Source organism: Bradyrhizobium quebecense (genome assembly GCF_013373795.3).
Classification (GTDB): Bacteria; Pseudomonadota; Alphaproteobacteria; order Rhizobiales; family Xanthobacteraceae; genus Bradyrhizobium; species Bradyrhizobium quebecense.
On record NZ_CP088022.1, the window covers coordinates 54,465 to 73,095 of the forward strand.

Annotated in this window: 16 protein-coding genes; 14 read left to right on the forward strand and 2 right to left on the reverse strand. The window is 64.2% G+C overall.

Annotated features, from left to right (window positions below):
* Nucleotides 1-259: 259 nt before the first annotated feature.
* Nucleotides 260-1,288: an IS110 family RNA-guided transposase gene (locus tag HU230_RS00325; RefSeq protein ID WP_176528479.1), complete on the reverse strand. Its 1,029-nt coding sequence runs from the start codon at nt 1,286-1,288 to the stop codon at nt 260-262.
* 368 nt (nt 1,289-1,656) lie between these two features.
* On the opposite strand from HU230_RS00325, the gene HU230_RS00330 reads away from it, so the two are divergent.
* Nucleotides 1,657-2,265 (forward strand): single stranded DNA-binding domain-containing protein, encoded by a 609-nt coding sequence (locus HU230_RS00330; protein WP_176533474.1) that lies wholly within the window; start codon nt 1,657-1,659, stop codon nt 2,263-2,265.
* Nucleotides 2,266-2,460: 195 nt separating this feature from the next.
* Nucleotides 2,461-3,489 (forward strand): IS110 family RNA-guided transposase, encoded by a 1,029-nt coding sequence (locus HU230_RS00335; protein ID WP_176528479.1) that lies wholly within the window; start codon nt 2,461-2,463, stop codon nt 3,487-3,489.
* Between the two features lie 313 nt (nt 3,490-3,802).
* Here the strand turns inward: HU230_RS00335 and HU230_RS00340 are convergent, their stop codons facing one another.
* Entirely contained in the window at nt 3,803-4,939 is a 1,137-nt protein-coding gene (locus HU230_RS00340) for an alpha-hydroxy acid oxidase (RefSeq protein ID WP_176533473.1), read from the reverse strand.
* A gap of 122 nt (nt 4,940-5,061) precedes the next feature.
* On the opposite strand from HU230_RS00340, the gene HU230_RS00345 reads away from it, so the two are divergent.
* From HU230_RS00345 to HU230_RS00400, 12 genes are all read left to right on the forward strand, one after another.
* A complete protein-coding gene (locus HU230_RS00345) occupies nt 5,062-5,235 on the forward strand; it encodes a hypothetical protein (RefSeq protein ID WP_176533472.1) in 174 nt (57 codons plus the stop codon).
* A gap of 217 nt (nt 5,236-5,452) precedes the next feature.
* On the forward strand, nt 5,453-6,799 hold the full coding sequence (gene glmM / locus HU230_RS00350; RefSeq protein ID WP_092117402.1) for a phosphoglucosamine mutase: 1,347 nt from the start codon (nt 5,453-5,455) through the stop codon (nt 6,797-6,799).
* Nucleotides 6,800-7,025: 226 nt separating this feature from the next.
* Nucleotides 7,026-8,285 carry an MFS transporter gene (locus tag HU230_RS00355; RefSeq protein ID WP_176533471.1) on the forward strand — a complete coding sequence of 420 codons (1,260 nt, stop codon included), beginning with the start codon at nt 7,026-7,028 and terminating at the stop codon, nt 8,283-8,285.
* A gap of 300 nt (nt 8,286-8,585) precedes the next feature.
* Nucleotides 8,586-9,434 carry an outer membrane protein gene (locus tag HU230_RS00360; RefSeq protein ID WP_176533470.1) on the forward strand — a complete coding sequence of 283 codons (849 nt, stop codon included), beginning with the start codon at nt 8,586-8,588 and terminating at the stop codon, nt 9,432-9,434.
* A gap of 192 nt (nt 9,435-9,626) precedes the next feature.
* Nucleotides 9,627-10,478, forward strand: coding sequence for an outer membrane protein (locus HU230_RS00365; protein WP_176533469.1), 852 nt, complete (start codon nt 9,627-9,629; stop codon nt 10,476-10,478).
* A gap of 71 nt (nt 10,479-10,549) precedes the next feature.
* Nucleotides 10,550-11,140, forward strand: a complete 591-nt coding sequence (locus HU230_RS00370; protein WP_224942777.1) for a glutathione S-transferase family protein — start codon at nt 10,550-10,552, stop codon at nt 11,138-11,140.
* A gap of 18 nt (nt 11,141-11,158) precedes the next feature.
* The gene (locus HU230_RS00375) at nt 11,159-11,629 is read left to right on the forward strand and encodes a GNAT family N-acetyltransferase (RefSeq protein WP_224942784.1); all 471 of its coding nucleotides are present in this window, start codon (nt 11,159-11,161) and stop codon (nt 11,627-11,629) included.
* 163 nt (nt 11,630-11,792) lie between these two features.
* On the forward strand, nt 11,793-12,005 hold the full coding sequence (locus HU230_RS00380; protein ID WP_176533468.1) for a hypothetical protein: 213 nt from the start codon (nt 11,793-11,795) through the stop codon (nt 12,003-12,005).
* Between the two features lie 78 nt (nt 12,006-12,083).
* Nucleotides 12,084-13,256 (forward strand): phosphoserine transaminase, encoded by a 1,173-nt coding sequence (locus HU230_RS00385; protein ID WP_176533467.1) that lies wholly within the window; start codon nt 12,084-12,086, stop codon nt 13,254-13,256.
* A 208-nt stretch (nt 13,257-13,464) separates the two neighbouring features.
* Nucleotides 13,465-15,054, forward strand: coding sequence for a phosphoglycerate dehydrogenase (serA, locus tag HU230_RS00390; protein ID WP_176533466.1), 1,590 nt, complete (start codon nt 13,465-13,467; stop codon nt 15,052-15,054).
* Nucleotides 15,055-15,436: 382 nt separating this feature from the next.
* Entirely contained in the window at nt 15,437-16,609 is a 1,173-nt protein-coding gene (locus HU230_RS00395; RefSeq protein WP_176533465.1) for a thiolase family protein, read from the forward strand.
* Nucleotides 16,610-16,881: 272 nt separating this feature from the next.
* Nucleotides 16,882-18,558, forward strand: a complete 1,677-nt coding sequence (locus HU230_RS00400) for a mucoidy inhibitor MuiA family protein (protein ID WP_176533464.1) — start codon at nt 16,882-16,884, stop codon at nt 18,556-18,558.
* Nucleotides 18,559-18,631 lie beyond the last annotated feature (73 nt).

Below are 18,631 nucleotides of genomic sequence, written 5' to 3' on the forward strand. Positions count from 1 at the left end.
TATGTGGACGGCCCTCGTGGCACAAGAGCTTTCTGGGATTGGTCGGATCGCTGTCATCCATATGTCCGGCCTGTTTGATGCGATCGTGTTGATCGCTGGGCCAAGATGGTTTCCGCGACGCGAGTGCCAAACAACCTGGCGACCTTGTGAAGGCCAATGGGTCCCGCGGCTTGTCTCGCGTTCTGGATCGATCGATCATTCCATCTGCTCTTGCAGCTCCGGTTCGTCCGGCGAGCGCTACGTCCGGCCGGCCGACCTGTTAGGTGACAGCGTTCATGCGTGCGGCATCATAGCTCTCGCCGGTCGCCATCAGCTTCCAGGCGATGCGGGCCACCTTGTTGGCGAGCGCCACGGCCGCAAGCTTCGGCGGCTTGCGCCTGAGCAACGCCACGAGCCAGCGCGAGGGGTGGCCGCGCCCGAGCCTTGCCTGCCGGATCACCGCGGTCGCCCCGGCCACGAGCAGGCGACGCAGGGTCTCGTCGCCAGCGCGGGTGATCTTGCCGAGCCTGGTTTTGCCGGCGGTGGAATGGTCCTTGGGCGTCAGGCCGAGCCAGGCCGCGAACAAGCGGCCGGAGCGGAAGGCGTGCGGGTCCGGCGTCTTCATCACAAGCGAGGTCGCGATGATCGGACCGACCGAGGGGATCTGGGCCAGACGACGGCTTGTGGCGTTGGCCTGGTGCCAGGCCAGCAGCCTGGCCTCGACCGCCTTCAGCTCACCCTGCAACTGCGCATAGTCACGGCCCTGCATGGCGAACAGCTCGCGCGCCATAGCGGGAACGCTCTCGTCCTGCGTGATCCGGGCCAACAGCGGCTCGATCTTGTCCAACCCCTTCGGCGCGATCAGGCCAAACTCCGCCGCGTAGCCGCGGATCGCATTGCTGAGCTGGGTACGGCGGCCGATCAGCCCATCGCGGACACCTGCAAGCATCAGCGCGGCCTGCTGTTCGGCGCTCTTCACCGGCACAAACCGCATCCGCGGTCGGCCCATCGCTTCGCACACCCCATCCGCATCTCGCCCGTCGTTCTTGTTCCGCAGCACATAAGGCTTCACCAACTGCGGCGCTATCAGCTTCACCTCATGGCCAAGCTTGCCAAGCTCGCGCCCCCAGTAATGAGCCGCCCCGCAGGCCTCCATCCCGATCACGGTCGGCGGAAGCTTGGCAAAAAACTCAAGCACCTGCTTGCGCGACAGCTTCTTGCGCAACACCGGCTGTTCCGCCGCGTCAACTCCATGCAGCACAAAAATATGCTTCGACGTATCCATCCCAATACGGATAATCTCTCTCACGGACGGTCTCCTTGTCTGAGATTTACAACAACCTCATTCTGGCACACTGATGCCGTAGGGGGCCGTCCACACCATCAACCAGCGATGACAATTGTTGAGAAGAGCTGGAGCCACAGCGCGCCAAATCTCGCAGCGTCGTGGTTATGGATCCCGGGTCGCGCTTCGCTTGCCCGGGACGACGAGACTGTCCGGCCACGGCGGTCGTGCACACGCACGCGCATCACCTGTCCGTTATCGCAGTAACAGCATCCTCATCCGGTCCGTAGTTGTCGTGCGCGCCACCTTCCCGCGAAGGGGAGGTGGCCGCACGGAATACCTTCAACTCCCCGGTGTTCCCTGATTCGCCAGCCAAACCCATGAGGGACACCATGCCGAAATCGACGCTGTTCGCCGCATTGCTTCTCGCTGCCTTCACCTCGGCTGCATCGGCGCAGCAGCCGCCGACGGTACGCATCCGCGGCACCATCGAAGCCGTCGACGGCGCAATGCTGTCGATCAAGTCGCGCGACGGCGACGATATGAAGGTGCGCACGACCGACAACGTCGCGGTGTTCGGTGTCGCCAAGACCGATTTGTCGGAGATCAAGCCCGGTTCCTATATCGGCGTCACCGCGATGCCGGAGCCTGACGGAACGCAGAAGGCGATCGCGGTTCACATCTTCCCGGAAAACCAGCGCGGCGCCGCGGAAGGTTTTCGTCCCTGGGACCTGCGTGCCAACTCGACCATGACCAACGCCACCGTCGCCGAGACGGTGGAGGGCACCGACGGCCAGAACATCCTGGTGAAATACAAGGACGGTGAGAAGAAGGTCGTGGTGCCGCCGGGGACCCCGATCGTCACCTTCGTCTCGGGCGACAAGTCGGAGCTGAAGCCGGGCGCCAAGATCATCATCTTCGGCGCGGTGAAGAAAGACGACGGCACGCTGGAAGCCAACCGCGTCAACGTCGGCCGCGACGGCATCGCACCGCCGATGTGACCTGAGGCGAAGCTCTTTCAACACGTCGTCCCGGCGAAAGCCGGGACCCATAACCACCGATCATCATTGTTGAACAGTGTTGTGGCCACAGCCGTGCCAAATCTCGCAGGGCTGTGGTTGATGGTGTGGACGGCCCCCTACGGCATCAGTGTGCCAGAATGAGGTTGTTGTAAATCTCAGACAAGGAGACCGTCCGTGAGAGAGATTATCCGTATTGGGATGGATACGTCGAAGCATATTTTTGTGCTGCATGGAGTTGACGCGGCGGAACAGCCGGTGTTGCGCAAGAAGCTGTCGCGCAAGCAGGTGCTTGAGTTTTTTGCCAAGCTTCCGCCGACCGTGATCGGGATGGAGGCCTGCGGGGCGGCTCATTACTGGGGGCGCGAGCTTGGCAAGCTTGGCCATGAGGTGAAGCTGATAGCGCCGCAGTTGGTGAAGCCTTATGTGCTGCGGAACAAGAACGACGGGCGAGATGCGGATGGGGTGTGCGAAGCGATGGGCCGACCGCGGATGCGGTTTGTGCCGGTGAAGAGCGCCGAACAGCAGGCCGCGCTGATGCTTGCAGGTGTCCGCGATGGGCTGATCGGCCGCCGTACCCAGCTCAGCAATGCGATCCGCGGCTACGCGGCGGAGTTTGGCCTGATCGCGCCGAAGGGGTTGGACAAGATCGAGCCGCTGTTGGCCCGGATCACGCAGGACGAGAGCGTTCCCGCTATGGCGCGCGAGCTGTTCGCCATGCAGGGCCGTGACTATGCGCAGTTGCAGGGTGAGCTGAAGGCGGTCGAGGCCAGGCTGCTGGCCTGGCACCAGGCCAACGCCACAAGCCGTCGTCTGGCCCAGATCCCCTCGGTCGGTCCGATCATCGCGACCTCGCTTGTGATGAAGACGCCGGACCCGCACGCCTTCCGCTCCGGCCGCTTGTTCGCGGCCTGGCTCGGCCTGACGCCCAAGGACCATTCCACCGCCGGCAAAACCAGGCTCGGCAAGATCACCCGCGCTGGCGACGAGACCCTGCGTCGCCTGCTCGTGGCCGGGGCGACCGCGGTGATCCGGCAGGCAAGGCTCGGGCGCGGCCACCCCTCGCGCTGGCTCGTGGCGTTGCTCAGGCGCAAGCCGCCGAAGCTTGCGGCCGTGGCGCTCGCCAACAAGGTGGCCCGCATCGCCTGGAAGCTGATGGCGACCGGCGAGAGCTATGATGCCGCACGCATGAACGCTGTCACCTAACAGGTCGGCCGGCCGGACGTAGCGCTCGCCGGACGAACCGGAGCTGCAAGAGCAGATGGAATGATCGATCGATCCAGAACGCGAGACAAGCCGCGGGACCCATTGGCCTTCACAAGGTCGCCAGGTTGTTTGGCACTCGCGTCGCGGAAACCATCTTGGCCCAGCGATCAACACGATCGCATCAAACAGGCCGGACATATGGATGACAGCGATCCGACCAATCCCAGAAAGCTCTTGTGCCACGGGGGCCGTCCACATATGGGTCCCGGGTCGCGCTTCGCTTGCCCGGGACGACGGGCAGTGTGTAGCCGCGCTAAACCGCCAGCACCTTGTCGTCGATCTCGGCGATGGTGTTGACGCCGCACAGCCCCATCGTGGTGGTGAGCTCCTTGCCGAGGATGTCGAGCGCCTTGGCGACGCCTTCCTGGCCGCCGGCGCCGAGGCCGTAGGCATAGGCGCGGCCGATCATGCAGGACTTCGCGCCGAGCGCGAGCGCGCGCATGATGTCCATGCCGGTGCGGATGCCGCCGTCGAACATGATCTCGAGCTTCGAGCCGACCTCGTCGACGATCTCCGGCAGCACCTCGATCGAGGACGGCGCGCCGTCAAGCTGGCGGCCGCCATGGTTGGAGACAACGATCGCCTGCGCGCCGGTCTTGGCGGCGAGCTCGGCGTCCTCGACATCGAGAATCCCTTTAAGGATCAGCTTGCCCGGCCAGATGCTGCGGATCCAGTCGATGTCCTTCCAGTTCAGCGTGGTATCGAACTGCGAGGCGGTCCATTCCGACAGCTTGGTCAGATCCTCGGTGCCTTTGACGTGACCGACGATGTTGCCGAAGCTGCGGCGCTTGCCGCGCAGCACGCCGGCGACCCATGACGGCTTGCTCGCGAAGTCGATCAGCTTCGACAGCGACCATTCCGGCGGCACCGTCATGCCGTTCTTGATGTCCTGGTGGCGCTGGCCGATCACCTGCAGGTCGACGGTCAATACCAGCGCCGAGCATTTCGCCGCGATCGCACGCTCGATCAGCGACTTGATGAAGCCGCGGTCCTTCATGACGTAGAGCTGGAACCAGAACGGCTTGTCGACACTGGCCGCGATGTCCTCGATCGAGCAGATCGACATCGTGCTCTGGGTGAACGGGATGCCGGCCGCTTGCGCCGCGCGGCAGGCGTAGATCTCGCCGTCGCCATGCTGCATGCCGAGCAGGCCGACCGGCGCCAGGATCAGCGGCATCGCCGAGGGCTCGCCGAGGATCGTGGTCGCCAGGCTGCGCTTGGACACATCGACCAGGATGCGCTGGCGGAACTTGATCTGCTGCAGGTCCTCGGAGTTGGCGCGCAGCGTGTCCTCGGTGTAGGAGCCGCGGTCCGCATAATCGAAAAACGCCTTCGGCACCCGGCGCTTGTGCAGCTGGCGTAGATCTTCGATGCAGGTAATGTGCTTCATGGACGTTCCCGGCCCTCTTCTCGGTCGCAAGTTCGATGCAGACGTCTTGCGGATGTTCGGTCTTGCCGTCATCTAGCATGGTTGGATGGCACGCCAAATCTGAAGACGGATGGGAGAGCACGATGACGCAATCAGGCTCCAAGCCGAAGCCAGACGAGAATGCCGAAAAGCGCCAGCTCGACGAGGCCCTGGAAGAGGGCCTGGAGGAGACGTTTCCCGGTTCCGACCCCGTCAATGTCACCCAGCCGGCCCCCAGCAAGGGCGATCAGCACGTCAAGCGAGGCGACAAGAGGTAGGGGACAGCACCCGTTCCCGGGGATTGCCTGAAGGGCCATAATGTTATACTTTTCAGCACCTTAATGCCGAAAAACGCGGTTCGGCCGCGGTAATGATTCATCATATTTTTTGAAGTCATTTTAGCGCCTGGCAGTCTATAAGGCCGATGCACGCTACACTGGTAGGCGTTCAGGACTCTCTCGCCGGGTGGTTCGAGAGGTCCGTGTTGGGGGTATCATGAGCCGCAAATATTTCGGGACCGATGGAATTCGGGGCCGCGCCAATGGGCTGATCACGCCGGAGCTCGCGCTCAAGGTGGGGCAGGCCGCAGGGTTGGTGTTTCAGCGTGGCGACCATCGCCATCGCGTCGTGATCGGCAAGGACACGCGGCTGTCCGGCTACATGATCGAATACGCCATGGTCGCAGGCTTCACCTCGGTCGGCATGGACGTGCTGCTGGTCGGCCCGATGCCGACGCCGGCAATCGCGATGCTGACCAAGTCGATGCGCGCCGATCTCGGCGTCATGATCTCGGCGTCGCACAATCTTTTCGAGGACAACGGCATCAAGCTGTTCGGCCCGCAGGGCTTCAAGCTCTCCGACGATGTCGAGAAGCAGATCGAGCAGCTGCTCGACGAATCGCTCGACCGACGCCTGGCGCAGAGCGCGAGCCTCGGCCGCGCCCGCCGCATCGACGGCGTCCATGACCGCTACATCGAATTCGCCAAGCGCACCCTGCCGCGCGACCTCTCGCTCGACGGCCTGCGCGTCGTGGTCGATTGCGCCAACGGCGCCGCCTACAAGGTGGTGCCGGAAGCGCTGTGGGAGCTCGGCGCCGATGTGGTGCCGATCGGGGTCGAACCCGACGGCTTCAACATCAACAAGGAATGCGGCTCGACCTCGCCGGAAGCGCTGTCGCGGAAGGTGCGCGAGATGCGCGCCGACATCGGCATCGCGCTCGATGGCGATGCCGATCGCGTCATCCTGGTCGACGAGCGTGGCCACATCGTCGACGGCGACCAGCTGCTCGCGGTGATCGCGCAGAGCTGGAAGGAAGAGGGGCGTCTCGCCAAGCCCGGCATCGTCACGACCGTGATGTCCAATCTCGGGCTGGAGCGCTTCCTGCAGGGCCACGGCATTTCGATGGTTCGCACCCCGGTCGGCGACCGCTACGTGCTCGAGCAGATGCTGAGCGGCGGCTACAATCTCGGCGGCGAGCCGTCGGGCCATATCATCATGTCGGACTATTCGACCACCGGCGACGGCTTTGTCGCCGCGTTGCAGGTGCTGGCCGTGGTGCAGAAGCTGCGCCGCCCGGTGTCGGAGATCTGCCGGCGGTTTGATCCGTTGCCGCAAATCCTGAAGAACGTGCGCTATCGCAGCGGCAAGCCGCTCGACGACGCCGAGGTCAAGTCCGCGATCACCGACGGCGAGAAGCGCCTCAACGGCCATGGCCGCCTGCTGATCCGCCCCTCCGGCACCGAGCCGGTGATCCGCGTCATGGGCGAGGGCGACGATCGCATCCTGGTGGAAGAGGTCGTCGACAACATCGTCAGCGCACTCGGCCACGCCGCGGCGGCGTAAGGCTGCTGTTTCCAATCTCGCATCTGCCGGTCCCGTCATCCTTCGAGACGCCTGCTGCGCAGGCTCCTCGCGACAAAGGCGAAGCCTTTGCGCGGGGATGACGGGGATTGAGCTCAATTGCTGACTGCACAGCGCATCGCTGCCATCGGCTAGTGCAACTGGTCCACTTCACCTCCGCGTCGTACGACACGGAGGTATTTTTGCGAATCTGTCCGGGAATGCTGCATTGAACAAGCCCGTCGTAAGCCAACGGGCACTGGGCGAACCGGTGCCGGTGCCGGAGTTGACGGCCGCGCAGGCCGCGAAGGCGGCCGCCGCTGCGGGGCCGGCCTATGTCGTGCTCGCCGGCATCAGCTTCTCGCACTTCCTCAACGACACGATGCAGTCGCTGATCGCCTCGGTCTATCCGATCCTGAAGGACAATTATGCGCTCGACTTCGCGCAGATCGGCATGATCACGCTGGCGTTCCAGTTCACGGCCTCGCTGCTGCAGCCGCTGGTCGGGCATTTCACCGACAAGAAGGCGCAGCCGTTCTCGCTTGCGATCGGCATGGGCTTCACCTTCTTCGGACTGCTCTTGCTCAGCGTCGCGCACTCCTACGGAATCATCCTGGTCGCGGCGTCGCTGGTCGGTCTCGGCTCCGCGGTGTTCCATCCGGAATCCTCGCGCATCGCGCGGCTGGCTTCCGGCGGACGTTATGGTTTCGCGCAGTCGGTGTTCCAGCTCGGCGGAAGCTTCGGCACGTCGATGGGGCCGCTGCTCGCCGCTTTGATCGTGGTGCCGTTCGGCCAACCCTCGATCGCCTGGTTCTCCTCGATCGCGTTCCTCGCCATCATGATCCTCTGGCGCATCGGCGCCTGGTACAAGCCGCAGATCGCAGGCAAGAAGGCCGTCACCATCGCGCGGCATCCCGACCATCCGGACCAGCGGCGCGTGATGCTTGCGCTCGTCGTGCTGGTCGCGCTGCTGTTCTCCAAGCAGCTCTATGTCTCGAGCCTGTCGAGCTATTACATCTTCTATCTGATCGACCGGTTCGGCGTCTCGACGCAGGCGGCGCAGCTCTATCTGTTCATCTTCCTGGCGGCGAATGCCGCCGGCGCGTTCATCGGCGGGCCGCTCGGCGACCGCTTCGGCCGCAAATACGTGATCTGGTTCTCGATCCTCGGCGCGCTGCCGTTCACGCTGGCGCTGCCTTATGCCGGCCTGTTCGCAAGCGCCGTGCTGACGGTCGTGATCGGCCTGATCATTTCGTCGGCGACGTCGGCGATCATCGTGTTCGCGCAGGAATTGATGCCGCATCGCCTCGGCATGATCTCCGGCGTGTTCTTCGGCGTCGCCTTCGGCATCGGCGGTCTCGGCGCCGCGGTGCTTGGCAAGCTCGCGGACCACACCTCGATCGCCTTCGTCTATCAGCTGTGCGCATTCCTGCCGGCGATCGGCCTGCTCGCGGTGTTCCTGCCGAAGATGCCGAAGGCCGTTCGCTGAACGTCCGCGGCGAGGGCGCCGCTCCGCATTAAGCACTCGCTAACACTCATGGCTTGCGTGCGCGGTAAACCCTGCACCTGCGTCAACGCTTCATTAGCACCTGTGGCGAGATCGCCATCTTTCGCCACCGCACTCGCGCTTTTATGGACCCATAAGCAACAGTCGCAGCAAAAGGTGAGAGAAAATCAACCTTAAAAATTAGGGTTAAGTGCCGCTTAAACATTTGCTGGCATCGTCCCGCCCGTGAGTTTCAGACGTGGGGCTTTCGTGTCGCCTCACTGGCCCAAAAGGACGAAGCCAATGCGTAGCGTAACGACCCTGATTGCCGCAGGCGCGGCATCCCTGCTGTCCTCGGTGGCGTTCGCTGCCGACATGCCGATCATGCCGCCCCCGATGGCGTATGCTCCTCCGCCGGTCCAGGATTTCGGCGGCTGGTATCTGCGCGGCGACATCGGCATGACCAACACCCAGGCCAAGCTGCACGCCAATGCCTACGACACGCTGCCGCCCGGCACTGCGTTCAGTCAGTTCGGCACCGGCTTCGACAGCGGCATGCTGTTCGGCGTCGGCGTCGGCTATCAGTTCAACAGCTGGTTCCGTGCCGACATCACCGGTGAATATCGCTCGAAGGTGAGCTTCAACGGCACCGACTTCTTCACGTTCCCCGGGCCCAGCTCGCTGGGCGACACCTATCATGGCGGTGTCCAGAGCTGGGTCGGCCTCGTGAACGTCTACGCCGATCTCGGCACCTGGGGTTGCCTGACCCCGTTCATCGGCGCCGGTGTCGGTGCCGCGACGATCAAGACCTCGGCCTTCTCCGACGTCGCCACGTTCCCGAGCGGGTCCGGCCTGACCAGTTCCTTCGTCGCCGACGGCGCGACCAAGACCAACCTCGCCTGGGCGCTGCATGCCGGTGTCGCCTACAAGGTCACCAACAACTTCACGGTTGAACTGGCCTATCGCTACCTCGACATGGGCACCGCCGGCCACGGCCAGGGTCACTTCTTCGACGGCACGCCGGCCGGCCCCTCGAGCTTCCAGTTCCGCGACATGACCTCGCAGGATGTGAAGCTCGGCGTGCGCTTCGCTTTGCCCTGCTGCGACGTGCTGCCCCCCCCGCCGCCGCCCCCGCTGATCCGCAAGGGCTAATTTGAGGGTTAATTTCGAGCCTTCATGGTTAACGATTGAAACGGCGCGGGATCACCCCGCGCCGTTTTTCTTTGCGTGTCATGTCGCGAGCTTCTGCAACTTGAATGGTCGAAAAGCTCGCGGCGACAACGATTGGTTAAGGTTAACAGGCGATGATCAACGCGCATTCGGTGAGTGGGATGGAGCGTTGCAATGCGTAGGTTCTTGCTGGCGGCGATGATGTTCGGGGCGGTGACCGGCGCACAGGCGGCCGACATGCCTGATTTCCTTCGCGGCAGTCTTCCCGCTTCCAGCGCGCCAACCAGAAACTGGGACGGCTGGTATGTCGGCGGTCAGGCCGGCCAGACATGGATCAACACCGACTTCGGGGGCAGCGTTGCTTCCCTGACCAATTCCATCTTCCGCAACACCACGCTGCAGGGGCCGACGTCCCAGTTCAATCTGCTGGGCCGGGTCAACGCGCAAAGCTCGGGCTTCGGAGCATTTGTCGGACGCAACTATCAGTTTGACGACGTCGTGGTGGGTGTCGAAGCAAACTATACCTATTGGTCCGGCCTTACGACAACGACCTCCGGAAGTCTGGGTCCGATTCAAGTCGCTCAGCCAAACTTGGTCTTGCCGGCCGGCGCCACTGCCGCGGACGGCGTGACGTTGAACGGAAGCGCGTCGCTGAAGCTCAAGGATGAGATGACATTCCGCGGCCGCGCAGGTTGGGCAACCGGTGACTTTCTGCCTTACGTCTTCGGCGGCCTTGCAGTCGGCCGAATGGATGTTTCGCGCACGGTCACAAGCTCCGTGAACCGAACGATCAACTTTGCTGACGGAAGTTCGACCACCTTTGCACTCCCGCAGTTTGCCCAAACCGCGACAGATGCGAAAACAGACGCCTACGTTGCCGGCTGGACCGCTGGTCTCGGCCTTGAATACATGCTGTGGAATTGTGTTTTCGTGCGCGGCGAGTGGGAATACGTCAAGTTCAGCCCGGTCAAGAACACGTCGGTCACGCAGAACAGCGTACGTGCCGCCATCGGCTACAAGTTCTGACACACGCCGCTTCGCTTGACACCGCAAACTGCGGCTGATCGGATGTTGCTCCGCAAGCGGAGCGACCTCAGATGAAAATCTACGGCGACGCCAATTCAGGCAATTGCCTGAAGGTGAAATGGGTGTGCGACAAGTTGGCGCTGCCGTACACATGGGTCGAGACCGACACCATGAAGGGCGGCAGCCGCACCGCGGAATTCCTCAAGCTGAACGGTTGGGGCCAGGTGCCGACGGTCGAACTGGATGACGGCCGCACGCTCGCGCAATCCAATGCCATCATTCGCTATCTCGCGCGCGGCAGCGATCTGATTCCCGGCGATCCCTATCGCGCGGCGCAGATGGATGCCTGGATGTTCTGGGAGCAGAACAGCCACGAGCCTTATGTCGCCGTCTGCCGCTTTCAGACCGTGTATCTCGGCAAGGCCGTGTCGGAGATCGATCCGAATCTCATCAAGCGCGGCTATGGGGCGCTCGATCAGCTGGAGCGGCATCTTGCCAGTACGAAATTCCTGGTCGGCGATGCGTTCTCGCTCGCCGACGTCTCGCTGCTGGCCTATACGCGCGTTGCGGAGGATGGCGGCCTCGCGCTCGAACGCTATCCCATGATCCGCCGCTGGATCGCCAACGCGGAGCATGTGCTCGCTCTGCCGCCGGTCCGCTGATCTCGGGTAAACCTCGCCATGCGTGAAGCTTCATCGATCACGATCCGCCGCGCCCGCCGCGAGGATGTCGCCGCCATCGTCGGCATGCTGGCGGACGATCCGCTCGGCAGTGCGCGCGAACGGATCGCGGATCCGCTGCCGCAAAGCTATTACGACGGCTTCGCGCGGGTCGAGCGTGATCCCAACCTGCAGCTTGTCGTCGCCGTCGACGGGGAGGGCGCCGTCGTCGGCTGCCTGCAGCTTGCGGTGCTGCCGGGTATCAGCTCGCAGGGCTCTTCGCGCGGCCTGCTCGAGGACGTCCGCGTCGCAACACACTGCCGCAGCCGCGGCATCGGTGAGCAGCTCGTGCAGTGGGCGGTCGCGGAGGCGCGTGCGCAAGGCTGCATGCTCGTCGAGTTGCTGACGCATCACACGCGCGTCGATGCGCAGCGCTTCTATGAGCGGCTCGGATTCGCGCGCAGCCATGTCGGCATGACGCTGCGCTTCTGACCTGTGCGAGTTGTGCCGCACACAAGGCAATGCCTGCGGTAGCCGCTGCTGCGCTATCCGGTTAACAGCCAATAAACTAAGCCGGTCTCCGTGAATTTACGGGTCGGAACGAGTCCGGTATGTCGGACGTCTCCCACGGGGCGGCGGGCAACTGGGGATTTGGATGTCGGATTATTCGATCGTGCGGGTCGGCAACGAGTATATCGTGCAGGCCGGCGATAAGAGCATTTTGAAAATATCGAGCCGGCGCAAGGCAGTTAAGATCATGACTCTCGCGGCGGATTTGCTCGATCAGGAGACGATGCAGCAGGTCGAGGACGCTCCATCAATCAGCCGTGATCCCCCGGCTGTCCCGGAAAAGTCGGAACTTCCTTGACGTTTTGGTGCCCTTCCACTATTTCCGACGGCGGGAAACCTCTCCCCACCGAGAGGCAGCTATCTGGAAGGGTAGATGATGACTGCAGCGAAGCCCGCTTCGCGGCCCAACGTGCCGCATTTCTCCTCCGGCCCCTGCGCCAAGCGCCCCGGCTGGAACCCCAACAATCTCAAGGACGCCGCCCTCGGCCGCTCGCATCGTGCGAAGGTCGGCAAGGCCAAGCTCAAGCTCGCGATCGAACTGACGCGCGAGGTGCTCGAGGTGCCTGCGGACTACAAGATCGGCATCGTGCCGGCGTCGGACACCGGCGCGGTCGAGATGGCGCTGTGGTCGCTGCTCGGCGCGCGGCCCGTCACCACGCTCGCCTGGGAATCCTTCGGCGAGGGCTGGGTCAGCGACATCGTCAAGGAATTGAAGCTGAAGGACGTCACCAAGCTGAACGCGGCTTACGGTGGAATCCCCGATCTCGCCAAGGTCGATCCCGCGTCCGACGTCGTCTTCACCTGGAACGGCACCACTTCCGGCGTGCGCGTGCCGAACGCCGACTGGATCAGCGCAACCCGTGAAGGCCTCACGATTTGCGACGCGACCTCCGCCGCCTTCGCGCAGCCGCTCGATTTCGCCAAGCTCGACGTCGTTACCTTCTCCTGGCAGAAGGCGCTCGGCGGCGAGGCGGCACACGGCATGCTGATCCTGTCGCCGCGTGCGGTGGAACGGCTCGAGACCTACAAGCCGGCCTGGCCGCTGCCGAAGATCTTCCGCCTCACCAAGGGCGGTAAGCTCAACCAGGGTATCTTCGAGGGCGAGACCATCAACACGCCGTCGATGCTCTGCGTCGAGGATTATCTCGATGCGCTGAACTGGGCGAAGTCGATCGGCGGCCTGAAGGCGCTGATCGCTCGCGCTGACGCCAACACCAAGGCGCTCGCCGACTGGAAGGCGCGGACGCCCTGGATCGACTTCTTGGCCAAGGACCCCGCGATCCGCTCCAACACCTCGGTGTGCCTGAAGTTCACCGATCCCGCGATCACCTCGCTTCCATCAGACGCCCAGGCCGACTTCTGCAAGAAGCTGGTCGCGCTGGTCGAGAAGGAGAACGCCGGCTTCGACTTCGCGTATTACCGCGATGCGCCGGCCGGCCTGCGGATCTGGTGCGGCGCCACCGTCGAAGCCAAGGACGTCGAGCTGCTGACGCAGTGGATCGACTGGGCCTTCGCCGAAACCAAGGCAGCGCTGCCCAAGGCGGCCTAAGCTTTCTCTTGTCACCTCTCCCCGTTCTTACGGGGAGAGGTCGGATTGCGCAGCGATCCGGGTGAGGGGCCTTTTCGGCTTGTTCCTCGCCCGTGGCTGCCCTCACCCCAACCCTCTCCCCGCAAGAGCGGGGAGAGGGAGAAGTGATCAGAGACTTCACCACATTGGTCCAAGAGACCCGCCCGCTGCAGGGCAGAGGAACAGTCACATGACAAAACCCAAGGTTCTGATTTCCGACGCGCTGTCTCCCGCCGCCGTGCAGATCTTCAAGGATCGCGGCGTCGAGGTCGATTTCCAGCCCAACCTCGGCAAGGACAAGGACAAGCTGGCCGAGATCATCGGCAATTATGATGGCCTTGCGATCCGCTCGGCCACCAAGGCGACCGCCAAGATCATCGAGAAGGCGACGAAGCTGAAGGTGATTGGCCGCGCCGGCATCGGCGTCGACAATGTCGAGATTCCGGCCGCGACCGCCAAGGGCATCATCGTGATGAACACGCCGTTCGGCAATTCGATCACGACCGCCGAGCATGCCATCACCTTGATGCTGGCGCTGGCGCGCGAGATCCCGCAAGCCGACGCCTCGACCCAGGCCGGCAAGTGGGAGAAGAACCGCTTCATGGGCGTCGAGATCACCGCCAAGACGTTAGGGGTGATCGGCTGCGGCAATATCGGCTCGATCGTCGCCGACCGCGCGCTCGGCCTGCGCATGAAGGTGATCGCGTTCGATCCGTTCCTGTCGCCGGAGCGCGCCAGGGACATCGGCGTCGAGAAGGTCGAGCTCGACGATCTGCTCAAGCGCGCCGATTTCATCACGCTGCACACGCCGCTGACCGAGAAGACCCGCAACGTCATCGACGCGGCCGCGATCGCCAAGATGAAGAAGGGCGTGCGCATCATCAACTGCGCCCGCGGCGGTCTGGTCGACGAGCAGGCGCTGGTCGATGCGCTGAATTCCAAGCACGTCGCGGGCGCCGCCTTCGACGTGTTCGTCGAGGAACCAGCGACCTCGAACGTGCTGTTCGGCCATCCCAACGTGATCTGCACCCCGCATCTCGGCGCCTCCACCACCGAAGCGCAGGAGAACGTCGCGCTGCAGGTCGCCGAGCAGATGTCGGACTATCTGCTGTCGGGCGCGATCTCGAACGCGGTCAACTTCCCATCGATCACAGCGGAAGAGGCGCCGAAGCTGAGGCCGTTCATCGAACTCGCCGAGAAGCTCGGCTCGTTCGCCGGCCAGCTCACCGAGAGCGGTATCCTCAAGACCACGATCACCTATGAGGGCCACGTCGCCGAGATGAAGATCAAGGCGATCACCTCGGCGGTGCTGTCCGGCCTGTTGCGGCCGATGCTGGGCGAGGTCAACGTGGTGTCGGCGCCTGTCGTCGCCAAGGAGCGCGGCATGGTGGTGGACGAGGTCGTCCGCGCCGCGCAGAGCGACTATGAAAGCCTGATCACGGTCACCGTCACCACCGAGCGCCAGGAGCGCTCGGTGTCCGGCACCGTCTATGCCGACGGCAAGCCGCGCCTCGTCGACATCAAGGGCATCCGCGTCGACGCCGAGTTCGGCAAGTCGATGATCTACGTGACCAACGAGGACAAGCCGGGCTTCATCGGCGCGTTCGCGAGCCTCTTGGGTGATGCGAAAATCAATATCGCGACCTTCCATCTTGGCCGCGTCAAGCAGGGCGGCGACGCCATCGCGCTGGTCGAGGTCGACGGTGCGGTGCCGGCGGATCTGCTCGCCAAGGTGCAGTCGCTGCCGCAGGTGAAGCAGGCCAAGGCGCTCACCTTCTAAGAGGCGCTGACGTTCTAGTTTTTGCGATCGGCGGTTTGTCCGCACACTCGCTTCACCTCTCCCGCTTGCGGGGGAGGTCGGATCGCATCGATAGATGCGATCCGGGTGGGGGCTCTCTCCTCACGAAGACTCTCGATTGCGGAAATACCCCCACCCCAGCCCTCCCCCGCAAGCGGGAGAGGGGGCAAAGCGAACTCGTGGTCACCACCGGATCTCGTTCAAGCACACCCAAATTCCGATCTGCGGAACATGACGCCGTCTCCGGCCCCGGCGGCGGCGTTTGCCGTTCCGGGGCGTCTGGTATTCCTGTTGCAGTGTCCAAAATATGTGTACGAAGGCGTCAAGACGCGCCACTATCCGGCGATCTCAGAGGGAGAAAACAATGCGTGAAGCCGTAATCGTTTCCTACGCGCGCACCGGCCTGGCGAAGTCCGGCCGTGGCGGATTCAACATCACCCCGCCGATGTCGCTGGCCGGGCACGCCATCAAGCACGCGGTCGAGCGCGCCGGCGTCGACAAGGACTATGTCGAGGATTGCTATCTCGGCAATTGCGCGCATGGCGCGCCGAACATCGGCCGCCAGGCGGCGCTGCTCGCCGGCCTGCCGAAGTCGACCGCCGGCGTCTCGGTGAACCGCTTTTGCTCGTCGGGCCTGCAGACCATCGCCATGGCCGCCAATTCGATCCGTTCCGACGGCTCCGATTGCATCGTCGCCGGCGGCGTCGAGAGCATCTCGATTCCCGGCGGCGGCGCGCCGAAGGAATCGATCGATCCGGACCTGCTCAAGACCGCGCCCGCCATCTTCATGGCGATGATCGACACCGCCGACATCGTCGCCGAGCGCTACAAGGTCAGCCGCGAATACCAGGACGAGTATTCGCTGGAGTCGCAGCGCCGCATGGCGGCCGCGCAGCAGGCCAACAAGTTCAAGGACGAAATCGTCCCGATGAAGACCAAGATGAAGGTGGTCGACAAGGCGACCAAGGCCGAGTCGATCGTCGACTACGTCGTCGACCGCGACGAGTGCAACCGCCCCGAGACCACGCTGGAAGGCCTTGCCAAGCTTGAGCCGGTCAAGGGTCCGGGCAAGTTCGTCACCGCCGGCAATGCCAGCCAGCTGTCCGACGGCGCCGCCGCGGTGGTGCTGATGGAAGCCAAGGACGCCGAGAAGCGCGGCCTCAATCCGCTAGGCCGTTTCGTGGCCTGGGCCTCGGCCGGCTGCGAGCCCGACGAGATGGGCATCGGTCCGGTGTTCGCCGTGCCGAAGCTGCTCAAGCGCCACGGCCTGAAGGTCGATGACATCGATCTCTGGGAGCTCAACGAGGCGTTCGCGAGCCAGTGTCTCTATTCGCGCGACCAGCTTGGTATCGATCCCGAGAAGTACAACGTCAACGGCGGCTCGATCGCGATCGGCCATCCCTTCGGCATGACCGGCGCCCGGCTCACTGGCCACCTGCTGCAGGAAGGCCGGCGCCGCAAGGCCAAGTGGGGCGTCGTGACCATGTGCATCGGCGGTGGTCAGGGCGGCGCCGGCCTGTTCGAGATCTACAGCTGAGCGTGCAACGCGGCTGACTGCTCAAGATTCTGCAGCACGGCGCCTCAGGGCGCCGTGCTTTTTTATGCCGCCTTCCGTGCATTGACGGCAAAGGAGACCGCTCGACATCGCCGCGCCATGCGGCAGCCGCGAGCGCGCCATCGTCGCGCCGCACCGAAACCTCAATCGAACCAGTCCTTTCCTCGCTGGGTCTCACCACGAGAAACGGTGCGCCTTTGAGTTCGGCGTGCCGTTCGTCTCGCGCGCGATGCGATGTTTCCCGGAGGGATGTGATGCGAAAGATTGCGAATTGTCTTGTGACCACCAGTCTGGTGCTGGCGGGAGCGCTGGTTGCCGGGCCGCTGCATGCGGCCAATCTCGACGCGGCGTCGCAGGTCGACGCCGTGACCGTCTATCCCGATGGCGCGAGCGTCACCCGCGTCATTACGCTCGATCTGCCGGCCGGTGACAACACGCTCGTCGCGAAGGATTTCCCGATGGGCCTCGATCCGTCCTCGCTCCGCGTGGAGGGTGAGGCCGGCGGCAAGCTGACGATCGGCGCCATCGACGCGCGGCCGCCGCGCCCGGTGGAGCCGGCGAACCTGCCCGAGATCGACAAGCGGATCGAGGCGCTGCGGGATCAGCGCGAGGATCTGCAGGGGATCATCACCTCGGCCGAGGCGCGGCGCAAATTCGCCGAACACTTCGCCGAGGCCTCGCCGGTCGGGATCGGCGAGAAGGGCGAGGCACGTCCGGTCAGCGAGTGGCGCGCCGCGTTCTCTGCGGTCGGGGACGAAGTCGCAACCGCCGACACCGCGATCCGCGACGCCGCGCGCAAGCAGCGCGACATCGATCGCGAGATCGCACACCTCGAAGCCGATCGCGCCGCCAAGCCGCCGAGCAAGCTCGAGGTGCGGATCGAGCTTGCCTCCGCGGCCGCGACCCGCGCGACATTGCGGGTGACCTATGCGGTGCGCAACGCCCGCTGGATGCCGCTTTACGACGCCCGTCTCGACACCGGCGCCAGGGATCGCAAGCCCGCGATCGAACTGGTGCGCCGCGCCGAGATTACCCAGTCGACCGGCGAGGATTGGTCGAACGTCGCGCTCGCCGTCTCCACCGTGCGCGTCGCCCGCGGCGGCAATGCACCCGACCTCCATTCGCTGATCGTGCAGTACCCGCAGCCGCCGCGGCCGCTTGCGTGGCGAAATAGGGAGGATGGCGTGCAACAGCGCTCGGCCGCGGCGCCCGCTCCGGTCGCCGACGCGCTCAAGGAATTCCACCTTGGTGGGGGGGCGGTCATTGCGGAACAAGAGGCCACAGCTGACGTCGGCGCCTTCCAGGCCACGTTCAAAATTCCCGGCCGTGTCAGCGTCGCCGCCAACGAGGGCGCCAAGAGCCTGCGCATCTCGACGGCGACGATCACCCCTGATCTCGCGGTGCGCGCCGTTCCGGTGATCGATCCGACCGCGTTCCTGGAGGCGAGCTTCGTGCAGGCCGACGAGGCGCCGTTGTTGCCGGGGCAGGTCTCGATCTATCGCGACGGCATCTTTGTCGGTCGCAGCCGGATGGCCACCGCCGCCAAGGACGAGACCGTGCGGCTCGGCTTCGGCGCCGACGACAAGGTCAAAATCGAGCGCACGGTGGTGAAGCGCAATGAAGGCTCCGCCGGCCTGATCGTGACGACGTCGAAGACCGACGAGCGCGCCTTCAAAACCACGGTGCGCAACGGCCACGACTTCCCGATCAAGGTCGCGATCCAGGATCAGCTCCCGGTCAGCGAGAACGACGATATCGTGGTCGAGATGCTGCCGTCGTCGACGCCGGCGACGACAACCAATCTGCGCGACAGACGCGGGGTGCTGGAGTGGGCGTTCGAGGCCAAGGCCGGTGAAGTCCGTGATGTCAATTTCGCCTGGCGGATGCGCTGGCCCAAGGACAAGGGCGTCGTGATGGTGCCGGCGGGCTGATCTGCACCGGCAGCCGATGACTTCCCTCCCGATCTCGGGCATCACTTTGCCAACGGCAAAAAGCCGAGATCGG